18 protein-coding genes are annotated in these 15,972 nt (G+C 43.4%); 7 read left to right on the top strand and 11 right to left on the bottom strand.

Annotation, left to right across the window (positions count from 1 at the left end; all coding sequences use genetic code 11):
• Nucleotides 1-19: 19 nt before the first annotated feature.
• From PI95_RS35410 to PI95_RS31520, 4 genes are read right to left on the bottom strand one after another with little or no spacing between them, the layout of a single operon-like run.
• Nucleotides 20-226: a hypothetical protein gene (locus tag PI95_RS35410; protein WP_201280686.1), complete on the bottom strand. Its 207-nt coding sequence runs from the start codon at nt 224-226 to the stop codon at nt 20-22.
• 4 nt (nt 227-230) lie between these two features.
• A complete protein-coding gene (locus PI95_RS31530) occupies nt 231-1,067 on the bottom strand; it encodes a carbohydrate ABC transporter permease (RefSeq protein WP_039747460.1) in 837 nt (278 codons plus the stop codon).
• Nucleotides 1,064-1,972, bottom strand: coding sequence for an ABC transporter permease subunit (locus tag PI95_RS31525; protein WP_039747459.1), 909 nt, complete (start codon nt 1,970-1,972; stop codon nt 1,064-1,066). The genes PI95_RS31530 and PI95_RS31525 overlap by 4 nt, the downstream gene beginning before the upstream one ends.
• Nucleotides 1,973-1,992: 20 nt before the next feature.
• Nucleotides 1,993-2,337, bottom strand: a complete 345-nt coding sequence (locus PI95_RS31520; RefSeq protein WP_163519366.1) for a hypothetical protein — start codon at nt 2,335-2,337, stop codon at nt 1,993-1,995.
• Between the two features lie 240 nt (nt 2,338-2,577).
• On the opposite strand from PI95_RS31520, the gene PI95_RS31515 reads away from it, so the two are divergent.
• Together PI95_RS31515 and PI95_RS31510 are read left to right on the top strand one after the other, a co-directional pair.
• The gene (locus PI95_RS31515; RefSeq protein WP_052325203.1) at nt 2,578-3,789 is read left to right on the top strand and encodes a ScyD/ScyE family protein; all 1,212 of its coding nucleotides are present in this window, start codon (nt 2,578-2,580) and stop codon (nt 3,787-3,789) included.
• 151 nt (nt 3,790-3,940) lie between these two features.
• Nucleotides 3,941-5,221 carry a ScyD/ScyE family protein gene (locus PI95_RS31510; RefSeq protein WP_039747458.1) on the top strand — a complete coding sequence of 427 codons (1,281 nt, stop codon included), beginning with the start codon at nt 3,941-3,943 and terminating at the stop codon, nt 5,219-5,221.
• A gap of 87 nt (nt 5,222-5,308) precedes the next feature.
• Here PI95_RS31510 and PI95_RS31505 read toward each other — a convergent pair whose 3' ends face one another.
• Nucleotides 5,309-5,953, bottom strand: coding sequence for a PEP-CTERM sorting domain-containing protein (locus tag PI95_RS31505; protein ID WP_039747457.1), 645 nt, complete (start codon nt 5,951-5,953; stop codon nt 5,309-5,311).
• Between the two features lie 531 nt (nt 5,954-6,484).
• Here PI95_RS31505 and PI95_RS31500 point away from each other — a divergent pair.
• Nucleotides 6,485-7,213, top strand: coding sequence for a Uma2 family endonuclease (locus tag PI95_RS31500; RefSeq protein ID WP_039747456.1), 729 nt, complete (start codon nt 6,485-6,487; stop codon nt 7,211-7,213).
• Nucleotides 7,214-7,419: 206 nt separating this feature from the next.
• Here PI95_RS31500 and PI95_RS31495 read toward each other — a convergent pair whose 3' ends face one another.
• Nucleotides 7,420-8,724, bottom strand: coding sequence for an ABC transporter substrate-binding protein (locus PI95_RS31495; protein ID WP_039747455.1), 1,305 nt, complete (start codon nt 8,722-8,724; stop codon nt 7,420-7,422).
• A 236-nt stretch (nt 8,725-8,960) separates the two neighbouring features.
• Here PI95_RS31495 and PI95_RS31490 point away from each other — a divergent pair, with 236 nt between their 5' ends.
• Both PI95_RS31490 and PI95_RS31485 read left to right on the top strand, forming a co-directional pair.
• On the top strand, nt 8,961-10,409 hold the full coding sequence (locus PI95_RS31490; RefSeq protein WP_039747454.1) for an MFS transporter: 1,449 nt from the start codon (nt 8,961-8,963) through the stop codon (nt 10,407-10,409).
• An 8-nt stretch (nt 10,410-10,417) separates the two neighbouring features.
• On the top strand, nt 10,418-10,648 hold the full coding sequence (locus PI95_RS31485; protein WP_163519368.1) for a hypothetical protein: 231 nt from the start codon (nt 10,418-10,420) through the stop codon (nt 10,646-10,648).
• Here the strand turns inward: PI95_RS31485 and accD are convergent.
• The 5 genes from accD to leuB all read right to left on the bottom strand — a co-directional run bounded on the left by accD (nt 10,632) and on the right by leuB (nt 14,731).
• Complete coding sequence (accD, locus tag PI95_RS31480) at nt 10,632-11,582, bottom strand: acetyl-CoA carboxylase, carboxyltransferase subunit beta (RefSeq protein WP_039747452.1); 951 nt, start codon at nt 11,580-11,582, stop codon at nt 10,632-10,634. The genes PI95_RS31485 and accD overlap by 17 nt on opposite strands.
• Nucleotides 11,583-12,195: 613 nt before the next feature.
• Nucleotides 12,196-13,017: a prepilin peptidase gene (locus tag PI95_RS31475; RefSeq protein ID WP_039747451.1), complete on the bottom strand. Its 822-nt coding sequence runs from the start codon at nt 13,015-13,017 to the stop codon at nt 12,196-12,198.
• Nucleotides 13,018-13,133: 116 nt separating this feature from the next.
• Complete coding sequence (locus PI95_RS36415) at nt 13,134-13,394, bottom strand: hypothetical protein (RefSeq protein ID WP_039747450.1); 261 nt, start codon at nt 13,392-13,394, stop codon at nt 13,134-13,136.
• Between the two features lie 8 nt (nt 13,395-13,402).
• Nucleotides 13,403-13,630 (bottom strand): hypothetical protein, encoded by a 228-nt coding sequence (locus PI95_RS31465; protein WP_163519367.1) that lies wholly within the window; start codon nt 13,628-13,630, stop codon nt 13,403-13,405.
• Nucleotides 13,631-13,636: 6 nt separating this feature from the next.
• Nucleotides 13,637-14,731 carry a 3-isopropylmalate dehydrogenase gene (gene leuB / locus PI95_RS31460; protein ID WP_039747449.1) on the bottom strand — a complete coding sequence of 365 codons (1,095 nt, stop codon included), beginning with the start codon at nt 14,729-14,731 and terminating at the stop codon, nt 13,637-13,639.
• Nucleotides 14,732-14,801: 70 nt separating this feature from the next.
• Between leuB and PI95_RS31455 the strand changes: the two genes are divergently transcribed.
• Nucleotides 14,802-15,359 (top strand): PIN domain-containing protein, encoded by a 558-nt coding sequence (locus PI95_RS31455; protein ID WP_039747448.1) that lies wholly within the window; start codon nt 14,802-14,804, stop codon nt 15,357-15,359.
• A complete protein-coding gene (locus tag PI95_RS36410) occupies nt 15,352-15,828 on the top strand; it encodes a hypothetical protein (RefSeq protein WP_236117280.1) in 477 nt (158 codons plus the stop codon). Before PI95_RS31455 ends, PI95_RS36410 begins: the two co-directional genes overlap by 8 nt.
• Nucleotides 15,829-15,972: the final 144 nt, after the last annotated feature.

Genomic DNA, 15,972 nt, shown 5'->3' with positions numbered 1-15,972 from the left:
AAAGCACAAGCGATCGCTTTTATCGCCAGATGGGGGGATGGGGGGATGGGGGAGCAGGGGGAGCAGGGGGAGCAGGGGGAGTAGGGGGAGCAGGGGGAGCAGGGGGAGCAGGGGAGGCAAATTCTTTCTTCCTTGTCTCCAAGGAGTCTCCCTCGTCCCCTTGTCTCCAAGGAGTCTCCTTGTCCCCTTGTCTCCAAGGAGTCTCCCCCTCCCCCCCTCCCCCCATCTCCCTAACCCTTGCCACCTGTAAAAGTTACGCTTTGAATAAAGTAGCGGTTGAAAAAGGCATAAATACTTAAAGCTGGCAGGGTGAACACCATAGAAGCTGCCATAATGTAGTTCCAATAGCTGATATATTGCCCTTTAAAGGTGTTCAGTCCTAAGGGTAGGGTAAACATTTCTGGGTCAAACAAAATCACTACAGGCAACAAGAAATTATTCCAACTACCCATGAAGACAAAAACTGCTTGTGCTGCGAGTGCAGGTTTTGCTAAAGGTAGAACTATGTAACGGAAAATTCCAAAGGGTGTTAAACCATCTAGTTGCGCTGCTTCTTCTAATTCTTTAGGAAAATTAATGAAAAACTGCCGCATCATGAAGATGAAGGTAGCATTGACTATGCTGGGGACAATCATGCCTTGGTAAGAATTCAGCCAGCCGATCGCCTTTAAAATCAAAAATGTCGGAATCAGCGTGACTTGTGCCGGCACTGCTAGCACTGCCAAAATCAAAATAAACCAGAAGCGCTTTCCCTGAAAGCGTAACCGCGCTAAAGCATAACCTGCCATCGAGTTAAACAGCAAGTTTAAAATCGTCACGCACGCGGCAATAAACACACTATTAAATAGCCAGCGGAAAAATAACGGTTCTTGAAGAAAGATTTGTTTGTAGTTGTCAAGAGTAAAATTGTGTGGTAGGAAATTAGATTCACCGCTGACGATTTCTGATAGGGGCTTGAATGAAGCAGAAAGCGCCCACACAAAAGGAATCAGGGTGATGACAGCATATAGCGTCAGCACGAGGTATAGCAGTCCTTTTAACCAAGGAGTGCGAGAAATACTAGTCAAATTTTTTCACCTCCAAAGAAGCGGCGTTGTATTAAAGTAGTGGTGATGATGACAGCTGCTAACAAAAAGGCGATCGCTGCTGCATATCCCATCTGTAAGTTGCGAAAAACAGCTTGGTATATTAATAAAACTATCGTCAGAGTGGCGTTATTTGGTCCACCATTGCCATTAGAGAAGATATAAGATTGGTCAAACAGTTGAAATGTGCCAATCACTCCTACAGCCATCACAAAGAAGGTTACAGGCTTAAGTATGGGAACGGTAATCCGGATAAACTTCTGCCATTGATTTGCTCCATCTAACTCTGCGGCTTCGTAAAGAGTTTGCGGTATATCCTGCAACGCTGCTAGGTAGATTACCATGTAAAACGGCGCAGTTGACCAAATATTCATCAGCATAATACCTTTGAGCGCTACTGCTGGATCGCCCAACCAGTTATAAGTTGGCAGTCCCGCAAAAGCGAGAAAATCATTCAGCAGCCCATCGGTGTTATAAATCCACATAAAAATCAGCGTCAAAACCGCTGAAGATGTGACTGTCGGCAAAAAGTAAAGAATTCGCCACCAGTTTTTGCCGCGAATGCCAGAATTAAGTGTTACTGCCAGAATTAAAGCGAGGATTGTTTGAGTTGGCACTACAATAACTACATATTGCACTGTGTTCCCAAGAGCAATCCACACCCTTTCATCTTCAACGAGTCGCGTGAAGTTGCGAAAACCGATGAATTGATACTTTATCCCCCCTAACAGTTGGACTTTTTGTAGAGAAAGAAACACAGCGTAGAGGATGGGTAAGACAACAAAAGTCCCCATCACCAGAATGGTTGGCGTGATAAACAGGTATCCAGCCAAGTTTTCTGTGATGTTTAACCTGGGTTGCCTTTGTCGTCTTTCGATTTCCAACACAAATCTAACCTCCGCCTAATTCAGCACCAAAGAAGATTATTTATCGTACTCCTGCGCGGACGTAGTACGCACTTTAGTGCGTTAATATAAGCGCTGAAGCGCTTACTACTTGGCGTAAACGAAATTTTTTTATGCTTTTGAGCTTCAGAAGGTGAAACTTCGTGTTCGGAACTCGAAACTTGAGCTTCAGAAGGTGAAACTTGATGTTCCGAACTCGAAACTTGAGCTTCAGAAGGTGAAACTTGATGTTCCGAACTCGAAACTTGAGCTTCAGAAGGTGAAACTTCGTGTTCCGAACTCGAAACGTGATGTTCAGAACTCCAAACTTGATGCTTTTGGGTAGAAACGTCAAGTTTAAAAAACAAATCTTCTTACTGCAAATTAAATTTATCGTGTTGGCATTGTTTTAAATCAAATCCAAACTGCTTATATATCAACTTAGTTTTTCAAGTAAAAGGCAGACTTGACAAAAATAACAGTCAAATAAATATCAACTTAATCGAAAGATTATTCATTGCGATCGCCTATGAAAACCTTATAGGCTTTTGGCGAAAGCGTAGAGAAACTCTACTCTATTTTTCTAACACTCACACCCAGGTGCTATAGTGCGTTTAACTTTATTTTCTTTCTTCGCAATACCCTTTACATTTCTAACTGTTGGTTTTGCTATTGTTTCGGAAATTAAACCAGTAAAAGCTGCATCATTTAGTGTGGTTGCCAACGGTCTTGATAATGTACGCGGTCTTAGTTTCGGTCCTGATGGTAGTCTCTACGTCACAGAAGCGGGTGTAGGGGGAGATCAACTATGTAGTGCATCATTTACTTTCCCAGACCAGCAAGCTTGTGTTGGTGCAAGTGGTGCTGTAACGAGAATTAAGGACGGTAAGCAAGAACGTGTTATTACAAATTTGCCGTCTTGGGCAATATCACCCACTGGCGGTCAGGGAATTGGCGCTAATGACATTGAATTTGATGCAGCTGGAAATCCTTACCTTCTAATTGGTCTTTCTGGCGATCCAAATTCCAACAATACACCCTTGAATTCTCCGAATTTTGGAGAGCTATATAAAGTTGACTTTAACACAAGTGCTTTGACAAGTATTGCCGATATTTCCAGCTATGAATTCGCCAAAGATCCCACCGTGCTTTTACCTAATGGCTATGTGGGTAGCAATCCCTACTCTTTTACAATTGAGGGTGATACAGCTTATATTGCAAATGCAAATAGGAACGAGGTTTTAAGTGTAAAACTTGATGGCAGTAATTTAAAGACGCTTGTTGAGTTTCCCGATCAAACTATAACTACTCCCACGCAGGAGATTAAATATCAAGCAGTACCCACAGGTGTGGCAATTGGTCCGGATAAAGCTTTATATATCAGCCAATTAACAGGTGTTCCCATCCCAGAAGGTAAAGCAAATATCTTTCGTGTGGGAGAAGATGGTAAAGCAACAGTCTACGCTGATGGCTTTACGCAACTTACTGATTTGACTTTCGATAGTAAAGGCAATTTGTATGCCTTACAATTTGCTAATCAAGCATTTTATAAGGGAAATCTCGATGGTTCGCTGATTCAAATAGCCCCTGATGGGACTCGGACAACGCTGCTTAGTGGTAATGGATTAGAATCAGCTACTGCTTTAACTATAGGTCCCGATGGTGCGATTTATGTTTCAAGTAAAGGCGATCGCCCTGGTGTTGGTCAAGTTTTGCGAGTTGACAATAGCGCAAAAGTCCCCGAACCAAGTTCTGCGTTAGCGGTAATCGCGCTTGGTGTAGGAGTTGGTTCATTCTGCAAGCGCAAACGCTGCAAATGATATGCATATTCTACAGAAATAGATAAATTCAGTTTCTCATAAGCTTGAGACATTGACAAAAGTCAAAGAAATATCAAGTTAATCAAAGGAATATTCATTGCGATCGCAATAGCAAATTTCGTAAGCTTTTGGCAAACTAGAGCTGCTCAACATGCCTTTATCTTTTCAAACTAAATCAACTCTTAGCCTGACAGCTATAAGTTTATTTCTTGCCGTTGTTTCTCAAACCAAACCAGTAGAAGCTGCTTCTTTTAAAGTAGTTGCTGATGGTCTTGACAATGTACGCGGTCTGAGCTTTAGTCCTGATGGTAGTTTATATATTACAGAAGCAGGTGTGGGAGGGGATGGACGCTGCATCCCCGGACCTTCTTTGGAAGGTCTTGATTCATGTGTTGGTACAAGTGGTGCTGTCACCAGAGTTAAAGACGGCAAGCAAGAGCGTATACTTACAGGGTTGCCTTCAATAGCATTAAGACCCAGCGGTGCTACGGGTGAAGGTCCTCAAGATATACAATTTGATGCAGCTGGAAATGCTTATCTTCTCATCGGATATGGTGGGAATCCAACTATCAACGATTTTCAAGGCAATTCTCCCAGTTGGGGACAGCTTTATAAAGTAGATTTCAATACAGGTTCTTTAACAAGTATTGCTGATTTAGCGAAATATGAACTCGCTAATAATGCTGATGGAGAAGCTGTGCTTGATGTTAGCGGTGAAATAGCTAGCAATCCCTATGCTTTTACAATTAAGGGCAATACTGCTTATATTGTCGATGCGGCTGCAAACAATATTTTAACTGTCGGACTTGATGGCAGTAATTTGAAGTCATTTACTGTGCTTCCCAAGCAAGTTATAACTAATCCGATTTTCCCAACTCCGGAACCGGGACAAGTGTCACCCCCTGATGCACCACCACCGGGACAAACACCAAATGAGGTGGAAATTCAATCAGTACCTACAGGTGTTGTTTTTGGTGCTGATGACGCTTTATATGTTAGCGAGTTCACGGGTTTTCCTTTCCCACAAGGTAAAGCGCGGATTTTTAGAGTTGCAGCGAATGGTGAAACAACAGTTTACGCTGACGGTTTTACGCAACTCGGTGATTTGGCTTTTGATGCTAAGGGTAATTTGTACGCTTTACAATATGGCAATGAACCGCAGTGGAAAGGTATTTCTGATGCTTCTGTAATTAAAATAGCCCCTGATGGGACTCGGACAACGCTGCTTAGTGGTAATGGATTAGAATCGGCTACAGCTTTAACTGTTGGTTTGGATGGTGCGATTTATGTTTCAAGTAAAGGCGATCGCCCTGGTGTTGGTCAAGTTTTGCGAATTGACAATAACGCAAAAGTCCCCGAACCAAGTTCTGCACTTCCGCTACTCGCGTTTGCTGCTTTGGGAGTTGGTTCGTTGCTAAAGCGCAAGCGGTAAATATCTGTTTTCCACTAACAAGAGAAGAAACAAATAAAGTCCGCTTTGGCGGACTTTAATCACATTCTTTTAACTAAACATCAAGTTTCAGCTTGTTGATTGAAGACGCGATCGACGCCGCAGAAAAGCGACTCCAATCAAGCCCATGCCAATTACCGCCGTAGTAGTTGTTGGTTCCGGAACTTTTTGAGAAACTTTAATAGAACCACTTACCTTTGCCAGACCATTTAAGGTAATAGTTGATCCGAGATTAACTATATCATCTTCCGAGAATAATAATGTGGCTGTAGCGTTTTTGAATATGCCCTCACCACCAGTGATATATACAAGACCAGAACCTTTAGCTGTCAGGTTGTCAAAGTTAACAGCAGCGCTGGCATCACTGGTTCCAAATAACTTATTCGTGCCGTCGCCGAATTGGATGTAGCCTAATGGGTAGCCTTGTACACCGAATGCCTCTGGATTGTTGTTAAAGGTGAGATTTCCTTTGCTGTCAAGCACGGAGTATGTTAGACCCTTGTATAGTTCCAAACCATAAGGGGCATCATCACTCACACCTACCTCAAATACCTGGGAAATGTCACCAGCAATGGGTGTAATGTTAACAGTTGTGCGATAATCGCTACTTAATGGATAAATGGTTTGTGCTGTTGCTCTGGCTGCATTTGAGCAAACACCAACTAGGGTGAGGGCTAGTGGAAAAAGCCACACCTTAAGTGAATTGAATATCATTTCAAACCTTCAACCCTAAAGAATATTGAGTTTTACAAAAAGCCTAATTTTCACATCTAGGCAATTCCAGAAATGTCTTAATCTGAGTGAATTGTATCGATTGTCGCTATTGAAGATTTTCAAGCTAAAAAATACGCTATGATATCATGTCCGTTTGATTACTTACGATCGCCCGGAGAACCCCACCCCGCCAAAGCTACGCTTTGTCTCCCCTCCCCGCAAGCGGGGAGGGGATTAAGGGGAGGGGTGCTTCTTAACTATGGGAATCATAACTAATTACCCGGACATGGTATGACTATAAAATTTACAAGGTGTAAGGTATTGTCGCAATAAACAATCCTTTGATTGACTTGTCAATTTTTTATGTTTGACTCGATCGCTTAAGAATGCTTTCATCGGTGGACGGTTGCGATCTTCGGAGCTTACCGTTCGCGGAGCGTCTCCGAGCTTGAGAAGGTATCGCACCATTGCCTGCTTTAAGAGCCACGCTCATCTATAATTAAAAAATTCAACGCCATCGAGACAACGGTTATGTCACTTGATCTCAAAAATGCGTTACCAAGTACTGACGAGTTGCCTTGTTCAGACGATATACCTGTGGATAACGAAGACCAAAATTTTCTACCGAATGTCTTACTGTTTTTACTTCAGTCAATTTGGGCTTCGCGGATGGATTGGTTCTTCGGTGTCGATATGGCAGTATATCACACTACGGGGATTAATCCAAGAGTACCTGTAGTGCCAGATGGCTTTTTAAGTTTGGGAGTTGAACGCAAAAAAAACGGTAAATCGCGCAAAAGTTACGCAGTTTGGGAAGAAAATCAGGTAGTTCCCATCCTCACGTTAGAGATGGTGTCTCATTCCCCAGGTGGTGAATATGACGAGAAGATGGCTATCTACACTCGATTGGGTGTATTGTACTATGTGATTTACAACCCGGAATTTTGGCGACGCGACCAACATCAACCGTTTGAAGTGTATAAGTTGGTTGATGGTAACTATCAATTGCAGATAGGTGAACCTTGCTGGATGCCTGAAGTCGGTTTGGGAATTGGACGATATCAAGGTGTTGTAGCTGGTATTCCCCAGGAGCTATTGTCTTGGTATAATCAGCGGGGCGATCGCTATTTAACCGCAGTTGAACTTGCTCAACAAGAGCGATCGCGTGCAGAACAAGAGCGATCGCGTGCAGAACAATTAGCAGATTATTTGCGATCGCTTGGCATCGATCCTGATAATCTACCTAGCAAGCAATCTTAATTAATTTTATGCGGTGGTAACAAAGCGAGTCGCTGTGGTAACGACAACTTATGCATTTATAACGAAAGTTTATCCTGTGGTTACGACAGCTTGCTTTTTCATAACGATTGTTTATGCTGTGGTCACGACAATAAAACTTTTTCGTAGTTAGGACTTTAGTCCTGATTTCAGAATTGAAGAGGACTAAAGTCCTCACTACTGCTTTCTCACTCCATCGCTTGAATTTGCTTGTTGGCTTCTGCTTGCGATCGCACCATTGCCTGTTTTAATGGTTGTTGTCCCAGCATTGCGCTGACAAATTGGTTGTCAAAGTTGTTCATAATCACTGCTGGATATTTACCCGCTTGCCAGGGTATGGCATAATCAACGCCTGTAACGAATGGCGATAGCGAAGCGCTGCGGCGAAGCGCCGATCGCATTAAGTCTTTTTCATAACCTAATTTCTCTGCCACTGATTTGCGCGTCGGTAGTGCAAACCCGGTTGCTGTCCACTTCTGCATACCTTGTTTGCCTGTCAGATAAGACATCAACTTCCAAGCTTCTGCTTTGTGCTTCGCTTGTTTGTTCATCACATAAGCCACAGTAAATACCATAGTGCCTTTTTTTTCATTCATTGTCGGCACTTCTGCGGTAGCAAATTCCAGCTTGGGAAAGGTTTCTGTAAGATAGGGAATTGCCCAATTACCCTCAATCACCATCGCTGCCTTACCTTGACCGAACATTTCACTACCTGAGTTTGTCCCCACATCAGATTTTTGTGCGGAGGTACGGTCTTTTTGATACTGGTCTACAGCTAACTGCAATCCTTGTAAACCTGCAACACTGGCAAAAGCAGCATAACCATTTTCTGTCACAAGTTGCCCGCCAAAGGCTTTGATTTTATAAGCTTGACGCGCTAATTCGGGAATTTCCCCAAAGCCATATTGATCGATTCTGCCGTCTCGATTGCGATCGACTGTCAACAGCTTCGAGTCGCTGCGGAGTTCATCCCAAGTTGTCGGAGGACTGCTCAAATTAGCTGCGGCGAAAGCTTGTTTATTATAAAACAGTGCCAGTGTAGAATAATCTTTAGGCAAACCATAAATATGATTTTGGTATTTGAAGCTGTCGAGTAGCGTCTCTTGAAAGTCAGCTAAGTCAAATTCTGGTTTGATGTAAGCGTCAAGAGGTTCTAAGACATCCTGACTCATCAAAAAAGGAGCCTCGAATACATCCAGATAAAACACATCGGGTGCAGCTTCGCCGACAAAGCGAGTTTTAATCACATCCATATATTGGTCATTGATGACTTCATGCTTGACTTTTATGCCTGGATGTTGTAATTCAAAGTCGTTTAAGACTTGTCTTAACAATTTTTGTTCAGCCGGATTAGCTGCCCAGCTGCTGAGTTTAACGATAACTGGTGCTGGTGCATTATGTGCGAAGAGTGGTAGTTTTTGGCAAGCGAGAATGGTGAAGGCAATGGCGATCGCTACTACTACTCGCAAAAATTTCCACACGTTGCTTATCATTACTTGCGTGCGTATGTTTCTTTTCACTTCTCTTATAGCTTCTCTGACTGGGGATTGATATATTTGTTGAGAAATGCAAGTTAAAATAACGAATAATTATCAGCACGGCTAAATAAAATAGATAAGTTCGCAGTCAGCGCTTAAGCGCTGTTAAATTTGAGTACTAAAATACTCACCAGCTCTGGCAATTAATGCAGTTATACATTAGAAAGTTATAATAACCACCGAGATAGTAAATGGATTCTGTTGAGTTTGATATCGATGCTCCTTTAGTTCCAGGAATTACTAAGGTAGCAGGACAAGAAACAGCAATTTCTCCTACCGCCAAACCCGGAAGACCACTTACTAAAGATGCTATTCGCACTTCGTTGCGAGCTTCAACTATAGATGGTGCTTTCGCTGCGTTTTACACAATTACCACCACCGGCGTTTTACTTAGTAATTTTCTGGTCGAGTTACATGCTAGTCCTGTGGCTATTGGGATGCTTACCTCAATCCCAATGTTGGTAAATCTGATTCAGCCAGTAGGTGCATATCTTTCAGAACGCATCACAAGCCGCTTCCGCTATTCCCTTTGGACTAATGGTCCGGCTCGCCTAGTGTGGCTAATTCTAGTACTTGGTATTGTAGCCTTCAGCTGGGGACTAGTTAATTCTCAGCAGCTGGTTATCTTAACGTTGGGGATTCTTGTAGTCAGTAGTCTGTCTAACGGACTCGGAGGTGCATCTTGGCTAAGTTGGATGGCTCAGATAGTTCCTCGCAGATTGCGCGGGCGCTATTTTGGGTTACGCAACAGTGTAGCTAGCCTGACTAATTTAATTTGTGTACCTTTGGCAGGTCTAGCTATATCAAAGTGGTATAGTGGCGCAATCCAAGGTTATGGCGTGGTTGTGTTTGTCGGCATTCTGGCGGCAATTATCAGTTTGGGGTGTCAGTACTTTCAGGTTGATATTAATCCGCAGCAGCAAAATACTTTACCCGATGGAATAAGTGAAAACAAGGCTCTTTCAATTGAAGCGGTTGATAGCGATTTGCCGAATACCGAGACTACAGAAATAAAGAGTGATTTAGCTTTGTCTGAAGATTCGAGTAGTGGCAAAAGCATCTTCAAGGATTTTAACTTTTTCATGTTTCTGTTGTATTTCGGCTTATGGGCGTTTGCCGTTAATCTCGGCGCTCCATTTTTTAACTATTACTTGTTAGACACGCTGGATATAGATGTCAGTTGGGTGGCGATTTACGGTAGCTTGCGGGCAGGGGCAACTTTAGTGATGCTTATTCTCTGGGGCAAGTTAGCAGACAAAATTGGCAATCGTCCAATCTTGCTTATCGTCGGGCTTGTGTTAGCACTTACACCGCTGCTGTGGCTGTTAGTTGGTAACAGTCCGCTTGATATTTGGGTCTGGTTGCCGTTGTTACACATCCTTCTCGGCATAACTTGGGCGGGTATTGACTTGTGTAATAACAACATCCAGCTAGGAATAGCACCAGCTAGACATCAAGCAATTTATTTTGCGATCGCTGCTGCGGTGGCTGGAGTTAGTGGTGCTTTAGGTACAACCATAGGCGGCTTCGTCGCCCAATTCTCTATTTATGGCGGCTTACTCGGATTATTCGCTATCTCTGTAATATTCCGGCTAGCAGCTTTCATTCCGCTCGTCTTTGTGCGAGAACCGAAACACTAATTAGGGGAATGGGGAATGGGGAATGGGGAATGGGGCATGGGGAATTGGGAATGGGGAATTGGGAATTGGGAATGGGGCATGGGGCATTGGGAATTGGGAATTGGGAATTGAAAGAAATGTCTCCCTTGTCTCCCTTGTCTCCCTTGTCTCCCTTGTCTCCTTGTCCCCCACTCCCTACTCCCCACTCCCCACTCCCCACTCCCTACTCCCGATTCCCCCGTCTTACTCAACAGCGGTAGAACTTAACGATCTAGTTTCCCACAACACCATATGAGGGGTGGTTGGTGCTGGCTGGTGTAAGGAAATCAGCTGCGCTAAAGTGTTTTTTAACTGGGTACGAGGTACGATGTCATCGACAAAGCCGTGTTTTAACAAATCTTCAGCAGTCTGAAAATCATCGGGCAGTTTTTCGCGCAAAGTTTGCTCAATCACTCGCCGACCTGCAAAACCGATCATTGCTTTTGGTTCTGCCAAAATTATATCGCCTAACATGGCAAAACTAGCAGTAACGCCGCCTGTGGTGGGATTGGTTAAAACAGGAATATACAATAGTCGTGCATCTTGATGGCGTTGTAGGGCTGCGGAGATTTTCGCCATCTGCATCAAAGAAAGCATTCCTTCTTGCATTCTTGCGCCACCAGAGGTGCAGATGATAACTACAGGATATCGCCGCTGAGTCGCTTGCTCAATCAGACGGGTGAGTTTTTCACCGACGACAGAACCCATGCTACCACCCATAAATCGGAAGTCCATGACTCCAAGAGCGATGGGTAAATTATTGATTTCACCTAAACCAGTTTTTACAGCATCGATTAAGCCAAGTTTTTCTTGAGTTTCTCGCAGGCGATCGCTATATGGTTTGCGATCGCGAAATTGCAGAGGATCGGCAGGACGCAAATTCTCATCTATAGGTTTCCACGTATTCGCATCTATCAATTGGCGGATGCGCTCATCGCTATCCACTCGATTATGATGTCCGCATTCAGTGCAAACCATTTGATTCGCCCTCAGGTCTTTGGCATATGTCAATACACCACACTTAGGACATTTATTCCACAACCCATCAGCAATTTCCCGCTCTTGGCGTTCAACACTGATAGAGCCTGATTTACGTCGATTTGCAAACCAATCTAACAAAGACTTTAAACCGCGTGATTCTTCGTTGTTTGCCATTTTTATCTTATGCAAGGTGTACTAAGTTCAAAACAGATCAATCCGCTTTGCGTGGTCTTTTATATTTTGTCCTTTGTGAATAAATATACAACGAATCACGATTGACAAATAACTCATGACCACTTATTCCAATTTATCTTCTAAGCGTTAATCGACTTAGAGCATGTGCCTTTGGTGCCAGCTTAACGAAAATACATAAACCAATTCAAGTCTATTATTCCTTTTTTAGGGAATTTATCAGCAGTTTTGCATTTCTTTGATAGACGCGAACGCAATGGCAAGGAGTTATAGTACAAGCCTCCAAATTAATAATTTTTGTTACTTTGTTATTGAGAGTCAGCATCTACCTCACCCTTTGCAGGCTCGCCAATCGATAAAACGCTGTTAACATTATCCTAATCACCACTTGATATTACCAAAAGCTAAAAGACAGATGGCGTAATGGTGGTTACAGTCGGGGAGATGGGGGGAGGGGGAGATGGGGGGAGGGGGAGACAAGGGAGACAAGGGGGACAGAGGTAAATTTTGACTTTTAACTCCTAACTCTTAACTCCTAACTCTTAACTCCTAACTCCCCACTCCCCACTCCCCATTCCCAATTCCCCATTCCCCATCAAGTAACGGGGAAAAATAACCTGATATAGCTAGATAAAATTGCTTCACCACCAAAAAGAGCGATCGCAGCTCCTAAAGCGAGAAACGGACCAAAAGGCATCTTTTGTCCCCACTTCTTTTTTGATAATATAATTGCACTGCTACCTGCTAAGGCTCCGAGGGTACAGGCGAGAAAACCAGCTAAAAGCAAAAGCTTCCAACCTAACCAAGCTCCCATCATCGCTGCTAGTTTGGCATCACCTCCACCCATCGCTGTTTTCCCAAAAGCGATAGAGCCAAATATAGCGATCGCATCAAATAACCATAACCCTAATACAGCTCCGACTATCCCCCCCATCAAATAATGAATTAATCCACTCCAGCTAGCTTCTGGTAAAAAACCAACAATCATTTGAAACACAATCCCCAACACTAACCCAGACTGTGTTAATTGATTGGGGAGAATCATAGTATCAAAGTCGATCAGCGATAGCGCTAATAACCAACTACAAAAAGCCCAATAGCCGATTGTCAAAATTGAAACTTTAAATCCAAATAAAACTAGTAAAAATACTATGCCCGTTATCGCTTCTACCACTGGATAACGGACAGAAATCTTACTTTTACAATAACGACAACGCCCTTTTAACCACAGCCAACCCAGCACAGGAACGTTATCGTGTGCTTTTAGCTGCCTCAAGCAATGGGGACAGCGAGAAGGAGGAAAAAGAATCGACAACTTAGCAGGTAGCCGATAAACTACAACATTGATAAAGCTACCGATAGATGCACCCAAAGCGAAAACAATTACACTCGCCGGTACGAGTATCAAAAAGTCCATATAGTCATTAGTCATTTGTCCTTTGTCATTTGTGCTTTATTTTTTGTCGTTTGTCGAGAGACAGTCAATATTTACTCTTGACTAATGACCAATGACTAATGACCAATGACTAATGACTAATACATGTACGATTCAATCTGATTTAAAGGTACAAAACATTCTTGCGGTAAGAGGACTGGTTGACTAGTAAAAATTACCTTACCGCGAAGAGTAACTCGATTAATTGCTACTCCTGAAGCATGTCCAACTATTTCCGGGTGTACCTCGCAGTAAGTGTAGTAAATTTGTCCAGCCGATCTGATCACCGAGGGATCGATTAAGGGTGGCTGGTTTTGTGAATTGCTAAAATTCGCTTGCCCTTGTCGTAAAGCGTACACTAGTTGTTTTATTTGCTTTCTAAGTTTGTATCTAGTCTATATGAAAGTTTGAAAAAACAGTTGCCAAATTGTCCAACTTTGAGGGGAGTGGGGAGTGGGGAGTGGGGAGTGGGGGAGTGGGGGGCAGGGGGAGCAGGGGGAGCAGGGGGAGCAGGGGGAGTTAAAATTACCAATGCCCAATGCCCGATGCCCAATGCCCGATGCCCAATGCCCCATGCCCCATGCCCATTGCCCATTACCTATTACCCATTCCCTGATTCCAATGCTTGAATGAGCGTCTCACCCATAGAGCGACAACCCAAAAGATTCATTCCGGGAGACATTATATCTCCAGTGCGATCGCCTTTTTCTAAAACTTGCGATACTGCTTTTTCGATTTTGTCAGCCGCTGCACTTTGATTTAAGCCGTAGCGTAACATCATCGCTGCACTCAAAACCTGCGCTAGGGGATTTGCTTTATCTTGTCCTGCAATATCTGGGGCTGAACCGTGTACAGGTTCAAACACTCCCGGACCTGAAGCGCCTAAACTCGCAGATGGTAACATACCGATACTACCAGTTAACATCGCCGCTGCATCTGAGAGAATATCGCCGAATAAGTTGCCTGTAACGATAGTATCAAACTGTTTGGGAGCGCGAACTAATTGCATCGCCGCTGCATCTACATACATGTGAGATAGTTCGATGTCGGGATATTCTTGAGAAAGTGAAGTAATGCGATCGCGCCATAACTGCGATACTTCTAATACATTCGACTTATCCACCGAACATAGTTTACCCCCACGTTTTCGCGCTGCTTCAAAAGCGACTCTGCCGATGCGTTCAATTTCCGATTCGCTGTAAACCATCGTATTTACACCGCGCTTTTCACCAGTTTCTGTTTCAAAAATTCCCTTCGGTTTACCAAAGTAAATTCCGCCTGTGAGTTCGCGCACCACCATAATATCCACGCCTTCCACAACTTCTTTTTTCAACGTAGAGGCGTCAATTAACTGCGGTATAATCTTCGCAGGGCGCAAATTGGCAAAAAGCCCCAAACCTGCACGCAGTCCGAGTAAACCCGCTTCTGGGCGCAAATGAGAAGGCAAAGAATCCCACTTGTAACCACCAACAGCGGCGAGTAAGACAGCATCACTATTGCGACACATTTCTAAGGTATCAGCTGGCAGAGGTTCGCCTGTAGCGTCAATTGCTGCACCACCCATGAGGGCTTGTTGAAATTCAAACTGTAAATCAAATTGCTTCCCGACGACTTTTAGCACGTCTACCGCAACGTTCATGATTTCGGGTCCAATGCCATCGCCGGGAAGTAAAGTAATGCGGTAGTTTTGAGTCATAGTTGGTTTTTACTGGGTAGATGTGCGATCGTAAGCGCAGATTAAATATCATACCTAGCAAAATGTCCCAATGGAGTTTTTAATTTATTTAGATGTATGTTGTTTGAATCGTCCTTTCGATGACCAGACACAGGAACGTATTCGTTTAGAAGCTGAGGCTGTGCTTCGCATTTTAGTCAAATTTCAAATAGGCGATCGGCAGTTGCTAGGAAGCGAAGTCTTTGATGATCAGCTTGAAAACACTCCTGAAAAAACAAGAAAACGGCAGATGAAGCTTTGGGCAGCTTTAGCAATAAGCAAAGTGAACATTACCGAACAAATTGAGTGTCGTGGTTTGGAACTTGCCGAACTAGGATTTAAAGATTACGATGCACTGCATATCGCTTGTGCAGAAGTTGGAAATGCCGATGTTTTCTTAACCACTGATGACAGAATGTTACGTTTGGCGGCAAGACACAGCGCCATGTTATACCGTTTCACTTTAAGATTGATACAAATAGACCGCAGGGGGCAGGGAGCAGGGAGCAGGGGAAAAGAGAATGATTTGTATCATAGTTTTAGTGAAATGGTGTTACAAGTGAGAGTAGAGAACCCGTTGCGGTGGCTACTGGAGGTAATTAATGATTGACGTTAGTAAGCTGACTCAAGCCCAAATCGAGCAACTGGGAATAGAAGCACTAGCTAAAGCCCTTGGACCTGCTGGAATGGGGCTATTTATGCATCAATTTGAGAAGGGTAGCGGTGATTACACGCGAGATAGAGATGAAATATTGGGAAATTCCACCCTTGAAGAAATCTTTGCCCGAATCAAACAAAGACGGATTTCACAAGTTGAAAGTTCAGATGTTCTGCCCAAAGTTACAAGTATAAAAACGATAGATGTCAGCCAGTTGGCTCCAGCGCAGATTAGACTATTGGGAATAGAAGCGCTGACTAAAGCGCTTGGTTATGCGGGGATGGCGCGATTTATGCAGCAATTTGAGATGGGCAGTGGGGACTATACACGAGATAAAAATCAAATCTTGGGAGATCCCACTGTTGAGGAAATCTTTGCCGAGATTGAACAGATGCGGCAGGAACAGCAGAAAAAGGCTTGAAAAGAATCAGGTAGAGAAATATTGATACTTGTCATTGGTTTTACTTGTTTGGTTTCTCTACAATAATTATGGCAAGCTTTGCCATTTACTGTCATGAGTGTTAAATAGTGCGTAGACACAAATTGAGTGTTAGTGACTAATGTT

The organism is Hassallia byssoidea VB512170, assembly GCF_000817785.2.
In the GTDB taxonomy this organism is placed as follows: domain Bacteria; phylum Cyanobacteriota; class Cyanobacteriia; order Cyanobacteriales; family Nostocaceae; genus Hassallia; species Hassallia carrinoi.
Note: the sequence above shows the minus strand (reverse complement) of the source record. Positions and strands in the feature narration are given on the sequence as shown.

Bases quoted from the DNA above. Each gene is read 5' to 3' on its own strand.
- PI95_RS35410 (WP_201280686.1), bottom strand. From the start codon at position 226: ATGGGGGGAGGGGGGGAGGGGGAGACTCCTTGGAGACAAGGGGACAAG.
- PI95_RS31510 (WP_039747458.1), top strand. From the start codon at position 3,941: ATGCCTTTATCTTTTCAAACTAAATCAACTCTTAGCCTGACAGCTATA.
- PI95_RS31505 (WP_039747457.1), bottom strand. From the start codon at position 5,953: ATGATATTCAATTCACTTAAGGTGTGGCTTTTTCCACTAGCCCTCACC.
- PI95_RS31500 (WP_039747456.1), top strand. From the start codon at position 6,485: ATGTCACTTGATCTCAAAAATGCGTTACCAAGTACTGACGAGTTGCCT.
- PI95_RS31495 (WP_039747455.1), bottom strand. From the start codon at position 8,724: ATGATAAGCAACGTGTGGAAATTTTTGCGAGTAGTAGTAGCGATCGCC.
- PI95_RS31490 (WP_039747454.1), top strand. From the start codon at position 8,961: ATGGATTCTGTTGAGTTTGATATCGATGCTCCTTTAGTTCCAGGAATT.
- PI95_RS31485 (WP_163519368.1), top strand. From the start codon at position 10,418: ATGGGGAATGGGGAATGGGGAATGGGGCATGGGGAATTGGGAATGGGG.
- accD (WP_039747452.1), bottom strand. From the start codon at position 11,582: ATGGCAAACAACGAAGAATCACGCGGTTTAAAGTCTTTGTTAGATTGG.
- PI95_RS31475 (WP_039747451.1), bottom strand. From the start codon at position 13,017: ATGGACTTTTTGATACTCGTACCGGCGAGTGTAATTGTTTTCGCTTTG.
- PI95_RS31465 (WP_163519367.1), bottom strand. From the start codon at position 13,630: ATGGGCAATGGGCATGGGGCATGGGGCATTGGGCATCGGGCATTGGGC.
- leuB (WP_039747449.1), bottom strand. From the start codon at position 14,731: ATGACTCAAAACTACCGCATTACTTTACTTCCCGGCGATGGCATTGGA.
- PI95_RS31455 (WP_039747448.1), top strand. From the start codon at position 14,802: ATGGAGTTTTTAATTTATTTAGATGTATGTTGTTTGAATCGTCCTTTC.
- PI95_RS36410 (WP_236117280.1), top strand. From the start codon at position 15,352: ATGATTGACGTTAGTAAGCTGACTCAAGCCCAAATCGAGCAACTGGGA.